This window comes from Lentilactobacillus sunkii DSM 19904 (assembly GCF_001435575.1).
GTDB lineage: Bacteria > Bacillota > Bacilli > Lactobacillales > Lactobacillaceae > Lentilactobacillus > Lentilactobacillus sunkii.
In genome coordinates this window covers 40090-62567 of sequence record NZ_AZEA01000004.1, presented here as the reverse complement: position 1 = coordinate 62567, position 22478 = coordinate 40090, and the positions used below count along the sequence as shown (strand labels likewise).

Here is a 22478-nt window from a genome sequence, read left to right as displayed (position 1 = left end):
TCGTTAGATTCACAACTTCCGGAACTCATCCAATTGACCGAACACTGTCTCGATCAATCAGCAATACTGGAAGTGAAACCTGTTGAAGGGGCTCTTTATGATCCTCAATCCGCTTGATAATCAACTGAGCTGCACTGCTTCCCATTTCAAAAGCTGGTTGATGAACAGTGGTCAACTTTGGAAAAATATACGCGCTCAAATCAATATCATCGTATCCGACGATTGAAATATCGTCCGGAATCTTTAATCCCGCTTCTTCAATACCGCGATAAAGCCCAATAGCAACTTCGTCGTTGATGGCAAAAATCGCAGTTGGCTTCATTGCCAAAACAGCGGCTGTGGCAGCATATCCGCCCTTTTTAGTCATCTGAGTGGTAATGATTCGGTCATCGGCGATTGGTGTGCCATTTTTCTGATACACGTCAGCAAATCCCTCCAGCCGTTCCTGAAGATTGAGAGTCGGCTTTTCAGCACCCACCACGACAACGTTGGTATGCCCTTTCTTGATCAAATAATCGGCCAGCAATTGACCGCCTTTTTGATTATTTGCTTCCACTCGATCACCCTTAACGACTGGGGCTTGATCGATCAAAATATAGGGAATGCCGTTTTGATTTAAAATATTATCAATATAGTTAATATCAGACACCGCAGAAGCGATTATCATGCCGTCTGCGGCCCTTCTGACAGATTCAAAGAGATAGTGTGTCTCCTGCTCCTCGCTGTTGTTAGAGCCAAAAATAAGCGGTACATAGTCCTGCTTAATTGCTTCGGCCTCAATTCCCCGCAAAAACTGACTAAAAAACGGGTTGTTGATGTTAGGAACCAAAACCCCAATTGTCCGACCGCTTTTTCTAATCAAACTTTGTGCATTGAAATCCGGAACATAACCCATTTCCTGTTGCAGCTGTTTGACCTTTTCAACGGTTTTACTGCTAAATCTGGCAGCTTTGCCGTTCAAAATCTGAGAAACGGTTGTTACGGAAACCTTTGCCCGCGCTGCAAGGTCTGTAATTGTCACTTTCTTTGTCATATTTATTCTCCATTCACAGTCAAATGTCTTTGTCTAGATTATAACAAATAAAAAGCATTAAACCGGTTTAATCCCAATTTAACGCTCAATTTATACAGTGTATTTAGTTGTTTTCCAAACTATTCTTTAACAATTTTATCAATTTTTTCGAGTTCATCCGTCGTAAAGTCAAGATTCTTGAGTGCTTTCATGTTGTCCTCAAGATGATTGATCTTGGAAGCGCCCGTGACGACACTGGCAACTGTCTTATCATGCAGCAGCCAAGCCAAAGACATCTGGGCCAAATTTTGACCGCGGTTCTTTGCAATGTCATTTAATTCATTGAGTTTCTTTACTAATTCGTCTTTGCCATGCTTAATGACAAATTCGTTACTCCAGTGAATCTTAACGTCGTCATCCATGCCATTGAGATATTTATCAGTCAACAACCCTTCAGCGAGTGGACCATATGCCACCAAGGCTTTATTATTGCTGCTCAATGTATCCAGCAGGCCATCGTCTTCAACACCACGATTCAACATGTTATAAGAAGCCTGGTTGACTACAAATGGTGTATGAAGTTCTTTAAAGTATTTAATAATCTCTGCAGTTTGTTTTGAATTATAGTTGGAAATCCCAATGTATAAAGCTTTACCTGAACGAACAATTTCATCCAGAGCTTCGGCAGTTTCTTCAAGACTGGTATTTGGATCAAATCGATGACTGTAATAGACGTCGACATAGTCCAAACCCATCCGTTTCAAACTGCCATCCAAAGCATTGACCAGGGTCTTCTTTGATGAAAAGTTTCCGTAAGGGCCGGGCCACATGTTGAAACCGGCTTTAGTCGTGATCACTAATTCATCCCGATATGGTTTGAGATTAGCCCGATAAACCTCACCGAACATCCGCTCTGCAGCACCAGAACCGGGACCGTAATTGTACGCGTTGTCAAAACTAAAGATTCCCAGGTCAAAGGCCTTCAAAATGACTTTTTCACTGTCGCCGTAATTGGCATCATCGCCAAAACTGTGCCACAATCCGAATGATAGTGCGGGTAATTGCAGTCCGGAATTTCCAGCTCTGCGAACTACTGCGTTTTCATAACGATCGTCATTTGCCTTATACATAAATTAATCCACCTCGTAAAATATTTTATCTTCCGAACAGCCGACCGACTGATTTATGATTATGAATCAGCGAAATCGCCTCGCCAAATAATTGGCCGACTGAAACGACTTCAAGCTTTTCAAATTGATCGGCTTTGGAAATACTAATTGAATCTGTCACAATCACCTTTTTGATAGGTGAGTCTTGAAGACGCTGTTGAGCATCCCCCGAGAAGACCGCATGGGTTGCAATTGCAAAGACATCGGTTGCCCCGGCCTTCTTCAAGGTCTCTGCTGCAATTGTCAGCTTAAATGCGGTATCAATCATGTCATCAACAATGATTGCCCGTTTTCCTTTGACATTACCGATAACCGATTCAGGAACAGTTGTCGAATCTTCCGGAGAACGGTTGTCAATAATCGCAATCGGAGCGTTTAAGAGTTCGGCAAACTTTCTGGCACGGGAAACACCGGTATGGTCTGGTGAAACAACCACAACGTCTGAACTATGATGGGTTGTGATAAAGTAATGGGCCAGTAAAGTATCGGCCTTCAAATGGTCGACAGGAATATTGAAGAAGCCCTGGATCTGGTCAGCATGAAGATCAAGTGCAACTACACGGTCAACACCATCCATCTCTAAAAATGAAGCAACTAATTTAGCTGTAATCGGCTCTCTTGAACGAGCCTTCCGATCAGCCCGTGAGTATCCATAATAAGGAATGACGACGTTGATTGACTTTGCACTTGCTCGACGCACAGCATCTACCATAATCAGTAACTCCATCAAGTTGGAGTTGACAGGATCGGAAACTGACTGAATGATGTACACTTCGTCGCCCCGGATACTTTCATCAACACTAATCTTGATTTCGTCATCACTGAACTTTTCTACAGTTGCTTTACCAAGGGGCACACCGACTGCCTTACTAATTTCTTCAGCCAAGTGATGGTTGGAACTCAAAGAAAATAATTTAAGATTGGGATGCGTTTTTGATTCGGCCATGATATCCTCCAAGTATTCTTCTTTACCTATTTATTTAAATTTTAACATAATTTAGTCTGAACTTTATAAGTTTTCCCTGATATTGCTAAGACTTCATAAAGTCTTTAGGAGTGACATCATCCATTCCAATCATTGGGTCAATCCTGCTTTGGTTGATCACTTCAGTGGTTAAATGGTCGGGGATGTCGGCTTGCAGGTCATTATTTTCAGTCCCAGACGGTTGAACTTCTTTATCCGAGTCACCATCCTCAGCACTCGAGTTCACATCGACAACACTGGTTTCCGACGTAAGACCAACTGTGTCAACCAATCGTTTGACCAAACTGGTCTGCCGGTTCACGGAAACACTTCGAACACATTGCTCAAAGGCTTCTTTTTCACCCAGCATAATCAAAAAGTCGCTGGCCCGAGTCACGGCAGTGTATAGGAGATTTCTCTGCAGCATCCGTGAAAATTGACGGACAATCGGTAAGATCACCATCTTGAACTCACTACCTTGGGCTTTATGAATTGACGTACAGTATGCCAAAGTAAACTGGGTCCATTCATTTTTTTCGTATGTGACTTCAGTCTCATCGAAATCGATCGTAATTTTATTGGGTGTCTTTTGACCTTTAACGGCCTCCATGGCGACGATAATTCCGATGTCACCGTTAAAGACATTTTGCTCAGGGTTATTCACTAATTGGAGCACTTTATCACCAATCCGATAGGTGTGCTCACGGATGGTCACAGACTTTTTGCCTGTAACATCCCCCTGCCAGACCTGTTGGACGACATCGTTCAGTCGGTCAATTCCGGCACGACCACGATACATTGGTGCTAGGACTTGAACATCCATCAGACCAAAGTCTTTTTGCTTGGCCCGTTTAGTTACCTGCTCAATAACCGACGATATCTGGTATTCATTGCAGGGAATAAATGAGCGATCCGATTGATTCTTCGTAAAATCATCTGATAGCTCGCCACGATGGATATCATGTGCCAGCTGGATAATGGATGAGCCTTTTTCCTGCCGATAAATGGTGTTGAGTTGCATGGCTGGAATCTGCTTTGATACCAGCAAATCGTGGAAGACTTGTCCCGGGCCAACTGAAGGCAGCTGATCCTGATCTCCCACCAGAACCACCTGCATGTGGTTGGGAATTGCTCGAACTAATGATCTAAATAAGTAAGTATCTACCATCGACATTTCATCAATGATCAACAGCGCACCTTCAATGTCCTTGGTTCCAACTGTGTCATTGGACTCCCGTCCGTTCAATCCGAGAAGCCTGTGAATTGTACTGGCCGGCAGCCCGGTTGATTCGGTCATATGCTTGGCTGCACGACCGGTTGGCGCAGCAAGTACGATTGGAAACGGCTTGTCCTTATATGAATTGATGTCCAAAGAATACTCGTGCAGACGGGCATAAGTGTTGACAATACCGTTGATAATCGTGGTCTTACCAGTACCGGGTCCACCAGTCAAAATAAATGCAGGTGACTGAATGGCCTGAACAATGGCAGCAACTTGAGAATCATCATAATTGATGTCAAATTGGGTCTCAACGACTCGAAGCTGCTTCTTAATGGTATCTTCTTTGAGCCTGCCTTCGTCGTCTTTGTTTTTAATCACTCGATTTAAATGATCGGCAATTTGAACCTCGGCATTGTACAACCGGGTTAAATAAATTCGATTCTCTTCGCCGACAACCTTGCCTTCTTTGGCAAGCTCCACCAAGCTTTCGGCCAGTTTTTTGCCGGGAATCCGCTGATCGGAATTGCCTTCCAAAACGCTGGTGGCTGTTTCAATCAAAGGTGCCGTGGTCGTATAGGTATCCCCGTTTTGCAGGCACAATTCATCAATCGCATACATCAGTCCAGCCCGAATGCGCTCGTTGGAATCAGGGACAATTCCTAATCTCAACGCAATGGCATCGGCCTTTTTAAAGCTGATCCCGTCAATATCTTCAACGAGTTGATAAGGATTTTCTGAAATAATTTTCAAGGCGTCTTCATGGTATTTTTGATAAATTGCCGAAGCGATCGCACTGGAGAAACCATAGCTGTTAAGCCCGACAATCACTTTTTCCAAGTTATCATCGGTATTTAGATTTTCAACAATTGCTGTTCGTAATTTTGGACTGATTGGCACATCATCAAGGACCCGACTGTCAGCCGTTATTTTTTCGATTGCATCATCGCCCAAAACGTCGACAACTCTCTCAGCAGTCTTTTTACCGATTCCCGGAAATTGGTCACCGGATAAATATTTGACGACCCCTTCGCGAGTCGTTGCAATGACACTGGTGTAATTGGCGGCCTGAAACTGTTTGCCGTAACGGGGATGGTCCACCAATTTGCCAGTGAAGTGGTAACTGTTTTCTTCTACCAAGTCACCAAAATTCCCAGTGACAACAATTTCTTCTTCCGGCCAATTAACATTTGTATCAGTAATTTCAACCAGAACGACTTTGTAAAAACTGTCGTTACTCGAAAAGAAGATCGCCTTTAATCGGCCATCAACATATTGTGGTTCGTGATTATTTTGTTCTGAGCCAAATAAATCCATTGAACGGTCCAAGACGGTCCTCCTTGTTCATCTTAAGTATTACTTTTGTTTCTTATCTTTGTTAATTTGAATAACTTTTTCAATATCCTTAAGCTTCTGCTGACCTTTGTTAAAATAATCAGGATCAGACTGTTTGGCCTTCGCAAAGTATTTTTCAAAGTCTTCGCCGTTAACCATTGCCACCAGTCCGCGGTTAAAGTTAGCCTTGCCGTTTTCTGGTTCGGCTTTTAATACAATGTCATAAAAGCCGGCAGCCTGGGCAAAGTTACCGAGTGCCAATAAATTATCGCCGATCATCTGGTTCACATCCGGATCGTCATGTCTGGCACTTTGAGCAGACAGCGCGAAAACCATTGCCCGCTTGTTATCACCTTTTGCCATATAACTTTGGGCAAGCATAATATAGGATTCAGCTTGGAGCTTCTTGTCGTTAATCTCTTGAAAGATCTTAATGGCCTTGTCGTACTCTTCTGCGGCATAGTACACATTTCCAAGCCCAAACCTCAGCGTGTCTTTAACATCTTGAGAAGATTTATCAAATAAGCCGAGCGCCTTCATCAAAAGCTCCTCAGCCTGTTCATAATCCTTTGCTTCCACCAGAAAAGTTGCCAAATCATAGTAGTGATGGTAATTGTTGGGATCTCGATCGACCTTTTCAACCAGCTTATGAATGGCAGCTTTAGCCTTGGCTTCTTCCGCTTCACGTTTCTTAGTATAATTACGCTGATTTTCCTGATTTTGTTTTTGTAATTTTTTGATTTTATCAGAATTATTTGCCATATCGTCACCTATACCAAATCTGTCGGGTCTAATTTTTTGTTCAAATAACTGGTATCGTTCCAGTCAATCAACTGATAGGATTGTCCGCCATCAGTACTTTCCAAAATAGTCGTGCTGGTGTTGGCAAGGCCACCGCGTTTTCGTAGGTCTGGGAGTGGCACTTCGAGTAAAGCGTTGATCTCAGCGTTTAACGCGGCACCGTGACTGACAATCATAATATTGTCATTCGGATATGCCTTGACAATCGCACTGATTGCCGGGGTCATCCGATTAATGACATCCCGATAGCTTTCACCGCCAATATTCTTTGGATTATACAAATCGGGATGGTTTCGAAAATCTTCGAATTCTTCGGGATATTGCTGCTCAACATCGGCAAATTTCTGGCCTTCCATTTTTCCCAAATGAAATTCTTCCAGCCGTGACAGTAAAGAAATCTTCACGTGTTTCTTTAATTTGCGGTTGATTCGCGCAGCAGTTACCCGGGCTCGCTTGATTGGACTGGCATATATGTGGGCAAACGCCACTTTTTGAAAATGCCTCCCCAACATATCCATTTCATCATAGCTTTGGGGAAGTAACGGTGAATCGCCACCAGCACCTTGATAGCGGCTTTCAAGGTTCCATTCTGTTTTGCCATGCCGAACAAAGTACAACTTAGTCAAATTGCATTCCTCCAAAACTAATTTTAGCTTCTTACATTATGACAGGAAAATCGCCTGATTTCAAAAACATCACCATATTTCTAATTAAAAATTAGCTTTTACTTCTTGACTGGTTGTGTACAATGTAATTAGAGGTGATTTTTTATGGCAAAAATTCAATTATCAGATTCAATGATCCATCTGCTTAATGGCCCGCGCTTCCAGAATCAAACCCTGCTCTTAATTGCAGACGACGGTGGCGGCAAGTACTCGTTAAAAGGCGGCGCATGTACCATTGGCGCAAACTTCAACATCGTTATTATACATGCTCCGGATCCGGCCTACCCGGTTAAATTAGAAAACAATGCCGGCTTGCCTTTCTATACTTCAAACTATGACCTAACCTTTTTAGGAAAGGGCCTGAAGATGGATTTTCAAGCAAACAGCATTCGTCTCAGTGATGACGCAGAGTTACTCGACGGCGCCGTTCAAATTACAAAAGGAGCCGATGTGTTGGCAGCATTCAAAAAAGGAATGACTGCCAGCAGTTCCGGCTGCTGATTAAATTGTGTAAAGAGATATGAATATTGAGCAAAATAAAAAAGTTGACGAAAAACGTCAACTTTTTTATTTTGACTATACATACTGCAACTCTTTTGCCTGCTTGTAAGCAGCGTCAATGATTGCTGATCCAAGACACTCGTCGCCATCATAGAATACAACAGCCTGTCCAGGTGTAATTGCCCGAACCGGAGCGTCAAAATCAACCCGAACAGATTTGCCATCATCACTGATATGAACCGTCACGCCGGTATCCTTTTGACGATAACGGAACTTGGCTGTGCAGTGGAAATCTTTGCCGCGGTCAAGGTTGTTAACCCAATGAATGTCTGATGCCTCAAGATAATCAGCATACAACAACGGATTGTGGTAACCCTTGCCAACGTATAAAATATTCTTCTTCAAATCTTTACCGACAACGAACCATGGCTGGTTGTCAACACCATCACCACCGATTCCAAGTCCGCGACGCTGGCCGATTGTGTAATACATCAAGCCATCGTGTTGACCCTTAACTTCGCCGTCAACCGTCATCATCTTACCTGGAGTTGCAGGCAGATAATGGCCAAGGAAGTTTTTAAAGTTCTTTTCGCCAATAAAACAAATTCCAACCGAATCTTTCTTATCAGCAGTTGCCAAACCTGCTTCACGGGCAATCTTTCGAACATCAGGCTTAACCAGGTTGCCAATTGGGAACATGACGCGGTCAAGCTGTTCTGCGGAAAGTTGACTCAGGAAGTATGTCTGGTCCTTGTTGCCATCGGATGCCCGGAGTAAATGGTTATGACCATCTGCATCACGAGTCAATTGGGCATAGTGTCCGGTTGCAATGTAATCGGCACCCAATTCCAAAGCGTAATCCAAGAATGCTTTGAATTTGATTTCCTTATTACAAATAACGTCAGGATCGGGAGTTCTGCCTTTTTTATACTCGTCTAAGAAGTACGTGAACACGCGGTCCCAATACTCCTTTTCAAAGTTAACAGAATAATATGGGATGCCGATTCGGTTAGCGACTTTAGCAACGTCTTTATAGTCTTCGGTTGCAGTACATACGCCGTTTTCATCAGTATCATCCCAGTTCTTCATGAAAACGCCAATCACATCGTATCCTTGTTGTTTGAGCAGATAAGCGACGACAGAAGAGTCGACTCCCCCACTCATACCAACAACAACCCGAGTTTGACTGTTGTCTTGCATAAAACCACCATCATTTCAATTAGATTCTGGAGAATCCACGAGTTGAAGGTCGTAATTTCCAGTAAAACTAATATTAACGCATTCTCGAAATGAATGCTACTTTTTGTAAGTAAAATTATTGTCCAAGAAATTTGGTGATCAGGGTTTGAACGGCCTGATTGTCTTCCGGTCGGCCGATTGTAACCCGCAGCCAGTCCTTGCGTAAACCATTCCGAAGTAAATAACCGTTTTCCAGCAAAAATTCGTGAAGCGCATTTGCATCGCCACCCTTTACTTGAAAGAAGATAAAATTAGTTGCGGAATCATAAAATGGGAGTCCGGATTTAATCAGAAAATGTTCCCATTTTTGTCGTTCATCAATAATCTTTTTTACGGCACCAGCTACAAATGACTGATCTTTAAACGCAGCGGTCGCAGCGATTTCAGCAAAGGTGCTTAGGTTGTACGGTAGCCGAACTGCCTGTAAGTAGCCAATCAAAGGCTCGGAACAAATCGCAAACCCAACGCGGAAGTTGGCCAAACCATATGCTTTTGAAAATGTCCGAAGTACCACCAGATTTTCAAACTCAGCCGTCAACGGAACAACTGAATCGCGCGCGTTCCCTGTGAAATCAATGTAGGCTTCGTCAACAATCACCGTCACCGACTTGGAAACTTCTGCAATAAAGGACCGGATTGCCTTGGGCTCCAAAAAAGTGCCAGTTGGATTATTGGGGTTGCACAGCCAAATCATTTTTGTCTTTGGCGTTATTTCGCGAGTCAAGGCATTTAAATCAATTCTGCCGGATTCATCCAAGGGAACTGATTTAAGTTTTGCGCCCTCAATCTCGGAATGAAGGGCATACTCGGAAAAGGTCGGTTCCGGATCAAGGACTTCATCCCCAGGTTCCAAAATAACCCGCGATAAAAGTTCGATGATTTCATCCAAGCCATTCCCAAAAATCAGCTTATTCGGTTTGATATCAAACTGAGAAGCAATGATTTCCCTCAACTCTTCGGCATTGCTGTCCGGATACAAATTTGAGTCGGCGTAATGCCACTTGTCCAATGCTTTTGCCACATCTGGTGACGTGCCATATGCATTTTCATTAGCCGATAACCGGACCAGCTTTTTCAAGCCCTTTTGCTGCTTAAGCTGCTCCAGAGTTAATTCGGGAACGTATGGTTCCAAGTGTTTGACGGCTTCTTTGACCATTCCTACCACTCCTTAATTTCTTTTCGATCCTTTGTAATGCTTTGCTTACCTTCGCGTCCGGCAAGCTCCTTTTTAATCTGGTCAGGGGTAATTCCCCGTTCAGCCATCAAAACTTCAACGTGATAGGCCAAATCGGCCACTTCAAGAATGAAATCAGGATCGGATGGGTTCTTGGCGGCAACCACCACCTCGGTTGCCTCTTCACCGACTTTCTTGAGAATCTTGTCCAAACCTTTGGTAAATAAGTAATCTGTGTATGACCCTTTTTCAGGGTTGCTTTTTCTCTCCAAAATTAATTTATATAATTCGTCTAAATCTTGCATAACTTATTCCTCCTTTGCCTGCTCCGGCAGAATTGTTCGATAAAAGCAGCTGGTGTGGCCGGTATGGCATGCCGGCCCAGCCGGAATCACTTTCATTAACAATGTATCTTCATCACAGTCAATGTCAATCGAGACAATTTCCTGGGTGTTGCCACTAGTTTCGCCCTTATGCCACAATTCCTGTCGGCTGCGGGACCAAAACCAGGTCTGTCGCGTCTTCATACTTAAGTTAAAGCTTTCTTCATTTACATAGGCCATCATCAAGACCTGCTTGGTATTGTCATCAATCACAATTGTCGGTACCAGGCCGTCCGGATATTTTTTGAAATCAGGTTTCATCGAACTGTCACCCCATCTTTACGCAAATCGTTTTTCACATCTGGAATTGTCAATTCACCAAAATGAAAAACCGAAGCAGCCAGCGCACCGTCAACTTGAGATTGGTCGAACACATCGGCAAAATCCTGAAGTTTCCCGCACCCGCCTGAAGCAATAACCGGCACATTAACCGCCTCTGTCAGTTGTTTGTATAACTCAATATCATAGCCACTCTTGGTGCCGTCTTTATCCATACTGGTGACCAGCAATTCCCCGGCACCAAGTTCAACACCCCGTTTGGCCCATTCAATTGCATTTAAAGGCGTTTGTTTCCGCCCACCGTTAACGTAAACATCGTATTGCTGTGTGTCTGGATTCCATTTGGCGTCAATCGCTAACACAATGCACTGGGCACCAAACTTCTCAGCCCCTTCTGTTATTAATTCCGGATTGCTGACTGCTGCCGAGTTGACCGCCGTCTTGTCGGCACCAGCCTTCAACAAGTTTTGCATATCGTCGACGCTGTGAATCCCGCCGCCAACGGTCAGGGGCATAAATACTTGAGTCGCCACCTGCTCAATCGTTTCAACGATTGCTTTGCGTTTTTCGTTTGTGGCAGTGATGTCCAAAAACACCAGTTCATCGGCTCCCTGCTTCTGATAAGCAGCCGCAATTTCAGTCGGGTCGCCAACGTCTTGAAGGTTCACAAAATTAACACCCTTTTTGACGCGCCCATGGTCAACATCCAGACAGGGAATAATTCGTTTAGCCAACATTGGCATTCACCTCCGCCAATACTTGAAGCGGCAGATCGCCGGTTGCCATCGCCTTACCAATAATTGCAGCTTTAATGCCCGCTGTTTCCAATTGTTTCAGGTCAGCCACGTTGCGAATCCCGCCAGAAGCCACAACGGTTGCTTCAGGAAACTTGATTTGAAGGCCCTTTAATTGATTGGTATTTGGACCGGTCATGGTACCGTCACGAGAAATGTCAGTTACCACAAAGGTTTTAACCCCAAAGGCAACCATCGAAGCCATCAGTTCGCTCATTTCAACAGAACTTTGCTCAAGCCATCCGGAAACGGCAACCCGACCATTTTTTCCATCAATTCCAACGACGATTTGGTCTGCGCCAAATTGCTCAATCGCCTGCTGAACCAAGGTTGGATCATTTAATGCTGCCGACCCAAGGATGACCCGGTTAACGCCGGAAGTGAGGTACGTATTGATTTGAGAAAGTGAGCGAATACCGCCGCCAACTTCAACTTGAAGTCCGGTTTCAGAACAAATCGCTTCAATTGTTGCCCGATTGACAGGCCGACCTGACTTTGCGCCATCGAGGTCAACCAGATGAAGATTTCCCAATCCGGCCTTTTCAATTGCCAAAGCCTGATCCAATGGCGAGTCGTTGATAATTGTGGTTTGTTTAAAATCACCCTGATATAATCTGACACTTTGCTGATTTTTTAAATCAATTGCGGGAATAATCTGCATTTTCCACCATCTCCTTGAACTTTGCCAATCCATTTAATCCAACCTCACCGCTTTTTTCAGGATGAAATTGAAATCCAATAACATTGTCTTTTCTAACGATACTGGGAATCTCAATCCCATAATCGACTGTCGATAAAATATTTTCTGGGGCTGTCTCAACATAGAAGGAATGAACGAAGTAGCTGAACTGACCATTAAATTTGTCCGCCAAAACATCGGCCTGCTGTGACTGATTCTTATCCCAGCCCATGTGTGGCACCTTGACCCCAAGGTTGGCAGGAATTGGCACAACTTCGCCGGGAATCAAGCCCAATCCAGCCGATTCACCGAACTCAAAACTTTTATCAAAAAGCAGCTGCATCCCTAAACAGATTCCCAGCATCGGAATCCCTTTATCGGCTGCCTGCCGGATTGTGGTCACCAGTCCCCGTTCATTAAGAGAATCCATTGCCTTTTTAAACGCTCCTACGCCCGGTAAAATCAGCCCATCAGCCGCCAAAATCTGCTTGGGATCAGCCGATAATTGGTTGGGAACGCCCAGATAATCCAAAGCATTCTTCACGTTCCGTGTATTCCCAGTATCATAATCAATGATCACAATCATTAGATAACCCCCTTGGTCGATGGAATCCCCTTAATCTCTGGATTAATGGTAACCGCTGCTCTTAGTGATCTACCCAGTGCTTTAAACAGTGTTTCAATTTTGTGATGCGTGTTTCTTCCATATAAGACTTCTGCGTGAACGTTCATTTCTGCATTAAAAGCAAATGCTTGGAAGAAGTCTTCGGTTACTTCGGTATCGTATCCACCCAAGTGATCATTTTCAAATTCAGCTTTGAATACCAGATAAGATCGTCCGGAAAGATCAATGACGACCCGGCTGAGGGTTTCATCAAGCGGAATCAGGGCAGAGCCAAAGCGTTCAATTCCAGCCTTGTCACCGAGCGCTTCTTTGAGTGCCATGCCCAATGCAATCCCAACATCTTCGGTTGTGTGGTGAGGGTCAACGTCTAAATCGCCTTTGGCCTTGACAACCAGTCCAAAACGGCCGTGTCTGGCAAATGCGTCAAGCATATGATTGAAGAAACCAATCCCTGTATCAATTCGAATGTTTGAATAGTCATCCAGGTTGAGGCTTAGTTCAATCTGGGTTTCTTTTGTGTTGCGGGAAATTGTTGCTGTTCTCATTTTGCTCACTCCTTGATTAGTTTCGACTGAACCATCTGTTGGTTGGCATTTTCCAGGTTTGCGATCAATTCTTTGATCTGCGGCTGATACTGTCTTAAAGCCAGCCGATTGACGACGACTTTAGTGTTGACGGGCTGCAGCTTGGCATATATTTGAAGGTTGTTCTCACGGAGGGTATTACCAGTCTCAACAATATCGACAATGGCATCAGCCAATCCAATTAAAGGGGCCAATTCAACGGATCCTTCAATTTTAATAATCTCAACGTCTTCGCCAATCCCTTGGAAATACCGTTTGGTAATGTTTGGATACTTGGTTGCGATAATCTTTCGCCGATGCGCTTGTGGATTAAAATTCTTGGTTGATGCCAGGACGAATCGACATTTACCAACATCGAGATCGAGCATCGCATATTGGAAATTTTCCTGCTCGGTTAAAATATCACTACCAACGATGCCGATTTGAACTGACCCATTATTAAGATATGTCAGAACGTCAGGTCCCTTCACCAAAATAATTTCATAGCGGGGATCTTCGTCAAATATCAATCTCCGCTGCTTATTTCGGATGCCGTCGCAATTAATACCGGCTGCTTCAAGTAACGGGACAACTTGATCTTCTGTACGGCCCTTTGTAAGGGCAATTTTTATTCGTTCCATTTTTTCACCTGCTTTTTGTTAAATCGATCAAGCGACTGTTGGAACTGGCCGCAAGCCGTTGGGCTGATTCAAAGCTGTCCGTCAGACACAATGTCGAATTAGGGACCTTTGCCAATGTTTCTTCTGCCTGCTGCCATTGATCACTGGTGAAAAATATCAACGCGCCGGGTTGGTCATCCGGTAAACTCGTCCGTTCAACCAACGCATCAACATCGAAAGCCACACCAACAGCTGATGTTTTAACATTTTGAAAATTCGTCAACAGATCATCATATCGACCGCCACTGAACAGATAGCCAGCCGATTTGTCGGTAAAACCACGAAATGCCATGCCCGTGTAATAGCTTTGCGGTGAAGGAATGCTTAAATCAAGCGTAACGTTAGCCTCAGGAAATAATTGATTAATAAAGGCTGCAGTCGATTTCAAACTGGTGATAATGGACTGAAGGCCATCGATTTCAGGTAAGGTTTCAACAACAGCCATCACTGTATCAAAGTTGCCAAACAACCATGGCCATTCACCCAAGAATCGGCCAAATTGCGTATCACTGAGTGGCTGGGACAACTGGCTGTATTTACTAAGATCTTTGGCAAAGAGCGCCTGTTTCAAACTGTCTTTGGTCGGATCTGGTAGTTCCAGCTGTTCAATTAAGGTATCCACAAATTTTGCGTGACTCAATTCAATGGTGACATTTTCAATTCCCATGGATTTGCATCCGGAAAGGGCAACCTCCAAGCACTCCCAGTCTGCTTTCAGACCTTTGTAGCCAACAATTTCAATGCCGGCTTGGGTAAGCTGATTATAACTGCCGGATAGTTGTTTCTTTACTCGGAAAACGTCGCCGCCGTAATACCACTTAACCGGCAATTCGATTCCCGTCGTACTCATCACCCGGGCAACCGGAAGCGTCAGGTCGGGACGCAACACCAACGGCTCACCTTGATCGTCCAACAGTTGGTATGGTCGATAATCTTCCGCGCTCAGTGGTTTAAAAACATCTGAATATTCCAGTACGGGAGTCGTCAGCTTTCTGAACCCCCGCTGACGAAATGTCTTAAAAAGTTTGTTTTGAATTGTTTCTTTGACCTCTGCTTCGATTCCAAATTCATCACGGGTCCCACTGGGTAAATTAGTATTTTTCATCATGCTCACTTCCTATTTCTATAAAAAAAGTCCTCGAAAACTGATATCCAGTCTTCGAGGACGCCTTAAAGTCGTGGTTCCACCTCAATTTGCCGCTACCTCACAGTAGCCGGCCTTACGTTGCCAATATCTAGTCATCCTGTGATAACAGATATGGTAACCCTGATAACGCTAAACATGCGAACCGGCCTACTATGTTCAACCGATTGGTTCATAGATGTGTGTTCACCGGTTCAAAATACTCCTTCTCAGCCACGGAGCTCTCTTTAATTTAGATGCCGATTACTTTTTCTAATCAAAACCTTATTTTATTAAATTATCTTTATTAACTTCATATAATATCATGAACCATTTAAAAGTCAAGCCATTTATTCAGCTAAAGAAACCACGCCATTGTATCCGCGGCCAATATCATCAATGCTATGGGCGTCACTTCCATAAACCATTGGAATCTTTAATTGTTTTGCCATCTTGATGATGGAATAGGTTGGATACTGTTCATTACAGAATTGTTTATAAAGTCCGGCAGCGTTCAGATCCAGTTCTCTGCCCTGCTCTTTAACTGTATGCAATATTGAAGTGATGATTTGCCCATTATCTGATGAGAATTTCCGGTCCAAATCAAACAGATCCTGAAATTTCTTAATCAACGTCATGTGGCCGATTCGGTTCGGGGCATATTGACCCAGATCAGCTTGGGCTGATGCCAAGACCTCGTGAAAATATGCCGCATATAATTCTTGTGAATGAGGGTTCTGACTCAAAAGCCCTTCTCGAAAGTCCTCGGGGGTATCGTCAACACACCAATATTTACCATTCTTACCTTTCATAAAATGAACCGAAAGAATGTTGTCAGTCGTTTGAGGACCATACTGATTCAAAAATTCACGTGTCCAGTCGGTAAAATCGGCAAGATAGTCGACTTCAAACCCAATGTGAATTTTAATTTGATCAGCATACTTTTCTCTCATATGATTAGCTTTGGCAAAATAGGCATCCAAATCAGCTGCAGCCATTGACGCTTCCGTTAAACCTGTCAATTGACCCTGGTAAAAATCGGCGAATTCTTCCGGCAACGGCGAATGTTCGGTAATGCTATATTCTTTAAAGCCCAACTTGATGGCCTTTTGAATCATCAACTCGACATCATCACCACTGCCATGGGGACAAAACTCTGTATGTGAATGACCTTCTCTTTTAATCAATGTACCTGCCCCCGATCTTTCTTTCAGAAAAAGGCTGTTTCCCGTTCATTGTAGGGAAATCAGCCTCTGTCAAAATCATTTATACTTCAACTTTTTGAATCCAGCCTTCTGGGGCTTCAACATCCCCGAATTGGATGCCAGTCAACTCATTGTATAGTTTCTTGGTGATCGGAGCGACCTCTGTTTCACTGTAGAAAACGTGAAGCTTGTCTTTATACTCGATCCCGCCGATTGGTGCAATAACAGCTGCCGTTCCCATAGCGCCGGCCTCTTTAAAGCGATCCAGATCGTCAATGAAGACATCCCCTTCAACTGCTTTTAAGCCCAAGCGATGTTCTGCCAGATAAAGTAGTGAGTACTTGGTAATACTTGGTAAAATGGAATCTGATTTGGGTGTCACAAACTGGTCATCTTTGGTAATTCCAAAGAAGTTGGCCGAACCGGCTTCTTCGATCTTGGTATGAGTTGCTGGATCCAGGTAAATCACGTCAGAATACCCGGCTTTATGGGCTTCATCTCCAGGAAGCAGGCTACCACCATAATTACCGCCGACTTTGCTTTGACCAGTCCCATGAGGAGCAGCCCGATCGTAGTATGAAGTTGTGAAATTCGTTGGCTTTAAGCCACCCTTGTAGTAGGCGCCAACGGGCATTGCAAAAATAGTGAAGATATATTCCTGTGCGGGATGAACGCCGATGTTGCCGCCAACCCCAATCATCAACGGCCGTAAGTATAACGTCCCACCGGTACCGTATGGCGGTACGTAATCTGCATTGGCTGCGACCACTTTTTTAACTGCCGCAACAAATTTGTCTTCCGGGAATGCCGGCATTAATAAACGGGCACAGGATCTTTGCATCCGTTGAGCATTTTGATCCGGTCTGAATAAATTAATGCTGCCGTCCTTTGTTCGGTATGCTTTGAGTCCTTCGAAATCAGCCTGACCATAGTGGAGTCCGGTCGAGCCTTCGCTGATATGTAACGTTCCGTCTTCGGTCAATTCGCCATCATCCCATTGACCATCTTTATAATGGGCTAAGAATCGATATGGTAAATCCATATAATCGAATCCCAAGTTTTCCCAATCAATTTGTGCTGCCGGTTTTGCTTTTGCCATAGTGTCCCTCCTGAGGATATGTAGTAAGTATTTAATCGGTCTAACCAATTTCTAATATTCTAATGTTTGATGACGAAAATGTCAATCGCTTTCAGGTCGTTTTGACATCAAAAAAGTGGCCATCGTCAATGACGACAGCCAACTTTCATTTAATCATTATTCGACTGGAACAACCCAGCCATATTTATCTTCTACATCACCTGATTGAATACCAAACAATGTATCGTAAAGTTTTTGAGTAACGGGTCCTGGTTCAGTTTCACTGTAGAAGACATGCTTCTTGCCATTATTGGTTAATGAACCAACTGGTGAAATAACGGCGGCAGTACCCATGGCCCCTGCTTCTGTATATTCATCAAGATCATTAACGTCAATGTTGGTTTCGGAAGGATCCAATCCTAAGTCTTTTGCGATTTGTAAGATTGACTTCTTCGTGATTGAAGGCAGGATTGAGTGAGACTTTGGGGTGTAGAACTTACCATCTTTGCCGATAGCGTAGAAGTTGGCACCGCCAAATTCATCAATGTACTTATGTTGACGAGGATCCAGATAAAGTTCACCAGCAAAGCCGTTATCTTTGGCTTCCTTTGCGGCTAACAAACTACCGGCATAGTTACCGGCTGTCTTGGCCTGACCGGTTCCGGCATATGCGGCTCGGTCATACTTGCTGACCATGTATGGCATTGGATGAAGCCCTTTGATATAGGCACCAACCGGAGTGGCATAAATATGGAAAGTGTAGGTTGATGAAGGTGAAACACCAACTAATGGTTCAGTTCCAACCATAAACGGGCGAATGTAAAGTGAACCGCCGGTACCGTACGGTGGGACAAAGTCTGCGTTGGCTTTAACAACCTGCTTTACAGCATCAACAAATTTATCTTCTGGGTAACGTTCCATGACTAATCGATCAGCCGAATTGTTGAAACGCTTTGCATTCATGTTGGGACGGAAAAGCTGAATTTTGCCGTCCTTTGTACGATATGCCTTCATCCCTTCAAAAACTTCCTGACCGTAATGTAAGTCTTCGGCTGCTTCGTTGAAGGTTAACGATGAGTCAGTGGTCAAGCCACCATTTTGCCACTTGCCATCCTTAAATTCCTCGTTATAACTATATGGTAAATCCCGATATGCGAATCCAAGGTTGGTCCAATCAAGATCTTCTAACTTTTGTTTTGCCATGTATATGTGTCCTCCTTAAAATATTGATTAAGCAGGTGATAAGCGTTGTAACTAAGTATGGTTTCTACAATTCAGATATGTAAGAAATCATCAGACGAACGTGGCGCTCTGAGTTGTTCATAAGATCATTACTTATCCGTTTATCATCATATCTTAATTATTGTCTAATTTATTCCTTTTGTATTACAGTGTCAATGGTTTTCGAAAAAATAAAACAGCCACCAACTCATTTGGTTGAGTTGGTGGCTGTTAAGCAAATGATTTTTTAGTTTATGCAAAAGTCATGGTTACTTCGATTAAACTTAATTCGACGCAATTGACGCTCATCACACTTGTCTTTTGATGACATCCCGATCAATCAGATCGTTAATAATAAATTGATATTGTTCAACACTTTGTTCAGTATCCGGGTTGTTGAAGATGTTGACCTTTTCCAAACCATTACCGGTGGTAATCGCCATTCTGAAACCGGTCAATTCTTTATCAACCTTCATTTTGAACTTATAATTTGCGTTATAAGGTGACGTTGGATCGAGTGATTTTTCCAACGAAAAGACACCGGTTTTACCTTCAATAAATCCTAAATCACGTAAGGTGAAACGCTTAACGTTGTCTTTCAATTCATAAACTGTATCGTCACCGTTTACCTTACCAGTTTTTGAAAATGCCATTACATCTTTACCCCCTTGTTTTTTACCCGATTAACAATCTTGGTAATTGCATCTACCAGTTTGTCCAGGTCTTCAATTTCATTATACCGCCCAAAGCTGATTCGGATTGACTCACTTATGCGTGGGCTGTCTTTACCATACATTGCAACCAGGACGTGGGAAGGCTCAATGCTGCCGGCAGTACATGCCGAACCACCGGATACAGCAATCCCAGCGAGATCCAGATTTGTCTGCATCACGTAGGTTGAAACTCCTTTGAGCCAAATATTAAACACATGATTTAAATTATCTTCAGTAATCCGGCCGTTGACTTCAAACTCAACACCATTTGCCTTTAGTTTATCGGCAATATAATGCTTAAATTTCAAATATTTGGATTGACGGTGAGCCTTTTCTTCGGAAGTAATCGTCTCAACTGCTTTGGCAAATCCAGCGATGGCAGGAACATTTTCAGTGCCGGCACGACGCTTTTCTTCTTGATCGCCACCCTTGATCAAGCTTGGAAAATTAACGCCCTTGCGACGATACAAGAAACCAATCATCTTAGGCCCGTTAATCTTGTGGGCGGAAGTTGAAAGCATGTCAATGTGATCGCGTTGAACATCAATATCCAACAAACCATAAGCCTGAACCGCATCAGTGTGGAACCAGGCTTGATGGTCTTTCAAAATCTCACCGATTTCGTGAATCGGCATAACAGAACCAACCTCGTTATTTCCAGTCATAATGGAAACCAGGATGGTGTCATCGTCCAATGCAGCTTTAAAGTCGTCTAATGAGATGTTTCCGTACTGATCGACCGGTAAATAGGTAACTCTGAACCCCATCTTTTCAAGAGCCTCACAGGGCCTTAAAACGGCTTCATGCTCAATTGCCGTCGTAATAATGTGATTCCCAAGTGATTTCCGGGCAATAGCAGTTTGAGTTATCGCAGTGTTATCACTCTCTGAGCCACCGCTTGTAAAGACAATGTCGTCGGGATCAGCGTTAATGCTTTTGGCAATGATATCTCTGGAACTCTCCATAATTGCTTTGGATTCGCGTCCCAATCCATATAGTGTTGAAGCATTTCCATAAATGTTTTTGTACTTGTCCATCAATTCAGTGTAAACTTCCTCGGAAACCGGGGTTGTAGCAGCGTTGTCCAAATATATTTCTTTCACTATTTTCACTTCCTAAATTCACTCGTTCTTAAAGAGGTCAATCAACATCTGACCGGATTTTTTCCCGGCAATGATAATAAACTTATCAAAACTCATTTCAGCATTTTCATCGCCAACATCCGACATTGCCCGAATAACAGCATAAGGAATCTTATTTTGATAGGCAACCTGGCCAACGGCTGCCCCTTCCATTTCCGAACAAAGGGCATCTGGGAAGTTACGTTTGATCTCAGCAATTTTGTTGCTATCGGCAATAAATTGATCGCCCGAAACGATCAAGCCTTCATGAGCAGGAACGCCGCTATTCTTGGCAGCTTTAACAATTTTGGCAGCCAACTTGTCAGACGCAGGAAATCTTGCTGGAAATCCAGGCAGCTGGCCCACTTTATAACCAGAAGTGGTCACATCGACATCGTGATAGGCTGTTTCAGTTGCAACAACAATGTCACCCACGGATAAGCCATCACCAATTCCACCAGCCGAGCCCGAATTAATCACCGCATCCACATGGAACGCATTAATTAAAGTCGATGTCGTTATTCCAGCTTGAACTTTACCAATTCCTGATTTAACAATCACTAATTGTTGACCATGAATAGCGCCAAGATAATAATCGGCATTGCCATAGTGTTTAGTTTGTTCGCCAGACAAGGCTTCTTTCAGGATTGCAAGTTCTTCGTCCATTGCACAAATAATTCCGTAAGTCATTTAAATTCTCCTTAGTTAACAAAAAACAACACCAAAAAGACGACCACCATCAACAAAATTAAGATTGTGATTGTCCAATTCAATTTACGATTAATTCGATGCCATCGCGGTGTCTTAAAATCTTCTGCCGGCTTAACATTTTCGTGGGCACGGGTTGTTGGCTGAGGTTCAGGTTGTGCAATTGGTTCTCCTTGTTGATGCTTTCTGGCATATTCCCGTTCAACCTGTACCCGCCGTTTATCGCGGGCTTCAAAATCTTCTTCTTGTTGAAGCTTTAATTTTCGGTACTGTTCCCGGGTTAATGGCTTCCCATCACCCTTTTTGTTATCATCGATCGCCAAGTTAAATGGTCACCTACTTTTGCATTAACTGCCAATACTGAATTGCAGTAATGGTTTTTGCATCTTGAATTTCGCCGTCCGCAATCATTTGGATGGCTTCATCCATCGTTTTTTCAAATACTTCAAGAAACTCGCCCTTATCACGTGGTAATTGGTTTTTGACTGGTTCCAAATCTTCTGCCAGATAGAGCTTCATAAACTCATCAGAAAAGCCAACGGATGAATAAAAGCCATAAAGTTCTTTGATCGTTTTTGGAACATAACGAATCTCTTCGTTCAGTTCCCGGACAACTGTGTCATGAAAGCTGCTGTCCCGGCCGTCAACCTTACCGGCAGGAATCTCAATAGTGGTTTTCTTAACAGGGGCCCGCCACTGTTTTTCAAGAATAATCTTATTGTCTTTAGTGAGGGCTAGAATACCGACCGCACCAGAATGATGAACAATTTCCCGAAAGGAAGTCTGACCATCAGGCAGCTTAACGGTTTGCTTCTCAACATTAATAATGGCACCATCGTAAATTTTTTCACTGCCAACTACTCGTTCTTCAAAATCCAACTCGATCACCTTTTTTAGTTAATATTAACATTCTACAAATAAAGCCTGATCTTTGCAATCAAGACGGTTATTTGTCTGTAACGTGGGCTTTGGCAGCTTGCGACCCCTTTTGTCCTTGAACAACGACGTATTCAACCGGGCTGCCGATTTGAATGGTGCCATATTGATCTTCAGGAAAAGCATTTTTGAAGAAAAACAAATCATCTTCACCGCTGTCTTGAGTGATAAAGCCAAATGCATTTTGTGGGTTGTAACTTTTAATTTTTCCGGTAAGCAAGAGCATCCTCCTAGAGTGCGACGAGGTCCGGGTGATGCGGTTTCTAAGGGTACTTTGACTGAAACCCTNAT

Annotated in this window: 26 protein-coding genes and 1 other annotated feature; of the genes, 1 reads left to right on the top strand and 25 read right to left on the bottom strand. The window is 43.4% G+C overall.

Annotation, left to right across the window (positions count from 1 at the left end):
• Positions 1–25 precede the first annotated feature (25 nt).
• The 6 genes from rbsR to FD17_RS04630 all read right to left on the bottom strand — a co-directional run bounded on the left by rbsR (position 26) and on the right by FD17_RS04630 (position 7126).
• Positions 26–1033: a ribose utilization transcriptional repressor RbsR gene (gene rbsR, locus FD17_RS04655; RefSeq protein WP_057824084.1), complete on the bottom strand. Its 1008-nt coding sequence runs from the start codon at positions 1031–1033 to the stop codon at positions 26–28.
• Between the two features lie 119 nt (positions 1034–1152).
• The gene (locus FD17_RS04650) at positions 1153–2142 is read right to left on the bottom strand and encodes an aldo/keto reductase (RefSeq protein WP_057824082.1); all 990 of its coding nucleotides are present in this window, start codon (positions 2140–2142) and stop codon (positions 1153–1155) included.
• Between the two features lie 25 nt (positions 2143–2167).
• Positions 2168–3127 carry a ribose-phosphate diphosphokinase gene (locus FD17_RS04645; RefSeq protein ID WP_057824080.1) on the bottom strand — a complete coding sequence of 320 codons (960 nt, stop codon included), beginning with the start codon at positions 3125–3127 and terminating at the stop codon, positions 2168–2170.
• Positions 3128–3212: 85 nt separating this feature from the next.
• Entirely contained in the window at positions 3213–5693 is a 2481-nt protein-coding gene (recD2, locus tag FD17_RS04640; protein WP_082617133.1) for an SF1B family DNA helicase RecD2, read from the bottom strand.
• 27 nt (positions 5694–5720) lie between these two features.
• Positions 5721–6461, bottom strand: coding sequence for a tetratricopeptide repeat protein (locus FD17_RS04635; protein ID WP_057824078.1), 741 nt, complete (start codon positions 6459–6461; stop codon positions 5721–5723).
• Positions 6462–6469: 8 nt separating this feature from the next.
• Positions 6470–7126, bottom strand: coding sequence for a histidine phosphatase family protein (locus tag FD17_RS04630; protein WP_057824076.1), 657 nt, complete (start codon positions 7124–7126; stop codon positions 6470–6472).
• A gap of 144 nt (positions 7127–7270) precedes the next feature.
• Here FD17_RS04630 and FD17_RS04625 point away from each other — a divergent pair, with 144 nt between their 5' ends.
• Positions 7271–7666, top strand: coding sequence for an iron-sulfur cluster biosynthesis family protein (locus FD17_RS04625; protein ID WP_057824074.1), 396 nt, complete (start codon positions 7271–7273; stop codon positions 7664–7666).
• A 75-nt stretch (positions 7667–7741) separates the two neighbouring features.
• Here the strand turns inward: FD17_RS04625 and mnmA are convergent, their stop codons facing one another.
• The 19 genes from mnmA to FD17_RS04530 all read right to left on the bottom strand — a co-directional run bounded on the left by mnmA (position 7742) and on the right by FD17_RS04530 (position 22407).
• Entirely contained in the window at positions 7742–8866 is a 1125-nt protein-coding gene (mnmA, locus tag FD17_RS04620) for a tRNA 2-thiouridine(34) synthase MnmA (RefSeq protein WP_057824072.1), read from the bottom strand.
• Positions 8867–8981: 115 nt separating this feature from the next.
• Positions 8982–10061, bottom strand: coding sequence for a histidinol-phosphate transaminase (hisC, locus tag FD17_RS04615; protein WP_057824070.1), 1080 nt, complete (start codon positions 10059–10061; stop codon positions 8982–8984).
• 2 nt (positions 10062–10063) lie between these two features.
• The gene (hisE, locus tag FD17_RS04610; protein ID WP_057824068.1) at positions 10064–10384 is read right to left on the bottom strand and encodes a phosphoribosyl-ATP diphosphatase; all 321 of its coding nucleotides are present in this window, start codon (positions 10382–10384) and stop codon (positions 10064–10066) included.
• 3 nt (positions 10385–10387) lie between these two features.
• Positions 10388–10723 carry a phosphoribosyl-AMP cyclohydrolase gene (gene hisI / locus FD17_RS04605; RefSeq protein ID WP_057824066.1) on the bottom strand — a complete coding sequence of 112 codons (336 nt, stop codon included), beginning with the start codon at positions 10721–10723 and terminating at the stop codon, positions 10388–10390.
• Positions 10720–11478: an imidazole glycerol phosphate synthase subunit HisF gene (gene hisF, locus FD17_RS04600; protein WP_057824064.1), complete on the bottom strand. Its 759-nt coding sequence runs from the start codon at positions 11476–11478 to the stop codon at positions 10720–10722. The genes hisI and hisF overlap by 4 nt, the downstream gene beginning before the upstream one ends.
• On the bottom strand, positions 11468–12196 hold the full coding sequence (gene hisA / locus FD17_RS04595; protein ID WP_057824061.1) for a 1-(5-phosphoribosyl)-5-[(5-phosphoribosylamino)methylideneamino]imidazole-4-carboxamide isomerase: 729 nt from the start codon (positions 12194–12196) through the stop codon (positions 11468–11470). Before hisA ends, hisF begins: the two co-directional genes overlap by 11 nt.
• Complete coding sequence (hisH, locus tag FD17_RS04590) at positions 12174–12800, bottom strand: imidazole glycerol phosphate synthase subunit HisH (RefSeq protein WP_057824059.1); 627 nt, start codon at positions 12798–12800, stop codon at positions 12174–12176. Before hisH ends, hisA begins: the two co-directional genes overlap by 23 nt.
• Complete coding sequence (gene hisB, locus FD17_RS04585) at positions 12800–13384, bottom strand: imidazoleglycerol-phosphate dehydratase HisB (protein ID WP_057824057.1); 585 nt, start codon at positions 13382–13384, stop codon at positions 12800–12802. Before hisB ends, hisH begins: the two co-directional genes overlap by 1 nt.
• A gap of 5 nt (positions 13385–13389) precedes the next feature.
• Positions 13390–14043, bottom strand: a complete 654-nt coding sequence (hisG, locus tag FD17_RS04580; RefSeq protein ID WP_057824055.1) for an ATP phosphoribosyltransferase — start codon at positions 14041–14043, stop codon at positions 13390–13392.
• Between the two features lie 4 nt (positions 14044–14047).
• Positions 14048–15190 carry an ATP phosphoribosyltransferase regulatory subunit gene (locus FD17_RS04575; protein WP_235803173.1) on the bottom strand — a complete coding sequence of 381 codons (1143 nt, stop codon included), beginning with the start codon at positions 15188–15190 and terminating at the stop codon, positions 14048–14050.
• A 50-nt stretch (positions 15191–15240) separates the two neighbouring features.
• Positions 15241–15495, bottom strand: a binding site (T-box leader).
• Between the two features lie 60 nt (positions 15496–15555).
• Positions 15556–16392 (bottom strand): histidinol-phosphatase HisJ, encoded by an 837-nt coding sequence (hisJ, locus tag FD17_RS04570; RefSeq protein ID WP_191983125.1) that lies wholly within the window; start codon positions 16390–16392, stop codon positions 15556–15558.
• Between the two features lie 79 nt (positions 16393–16471).
• Positions 16472–17509, bottom strand: a complete 1038-nt coding sequence (locus FD17_RS04565; protein ID WP_057824051.1) for a branched-chain amino acid aminotransferase — start codon at positions 17507–17509, stop codon at positions 16472–16474.
• Between the two features lie 156 nt (positions 17510–17665).
• Entirely contained in the window at positions 17666–18691 is a 1026-nt protein-coding gene (locus tag FD17_RS04560; RefSeq protein WP_057824048.1) for a branched-chain amino acid aminotransferase, read from the bottom strand.
• A 326-nt stretch (positions 18692–19017) separates the two neighbouring features.
• Positions 19018–19362, bottom strand: a complete 345-nt coding sequence (locus tag FD17_RS04555) for a DUF1831 domain-containing protein (RefSeq protein ID WP_057824046.1) — start codon at positions 19360–19362, stop codon at positions 19018–19020.
• Entirely contained in the window at positions 19362–20525 is a 1164-nt protein-coding gene (locus FD17_RS04550) for a cysteine desulfurase family protein (RefSeq protein ID WP_057824044.1), read from the bottom strand. Before FD17_RS04550 ends, FD17_RS04555 begins: the two co-directional genes overlap by 1 nt.
• 18 nt (positions 20526–20543) lie before the next feature.
• Positions 20544–21233: a 5'-methylthioadenosine/adenosylhomocysteine nucleosidase gene (locus FD17_RS04545; RefSeq protein WP_057824042.1), complete on the bottom strand. Its 690-nt coding sequence runs from the start codon at positions 21231–21233 to the stop codon at positions 20544–20546.
• A gap of 11 nt (positions 21234–21244) precedes the next feature.
• Entirely contained in the window at positions 21245–21574 is a 330-nt protein-coding gene (locus tag FD17_RS04540; RefSeq protein ID WP_057824041.1) for a hypothetical protein, read from the bottom strand.
• Between the two features lie 13 nt (positions 21575–21587).
• Entirely contained in the window at positions 21588–22130 is a 543-nt protein-coding gene (locus tag FD17_RS04535; protein WP_057824038.1) for an NUDIX hydrolase, read from the bottom strand.
• Between the two features lie 67 nt (positions 22131–22197).
• Positions 22198–22407 (bottom strand): cold-shock protein, encoded by a 210-nt coding sequence (locus FD17_RS04530; RefSeq protein WP_057824036.1) that lies wholly within the window; start codon positions 22405–22407, stop codon positions 22198–22200.
• Positions 22408–22478 lie beyond the last annotated feature (71 nt).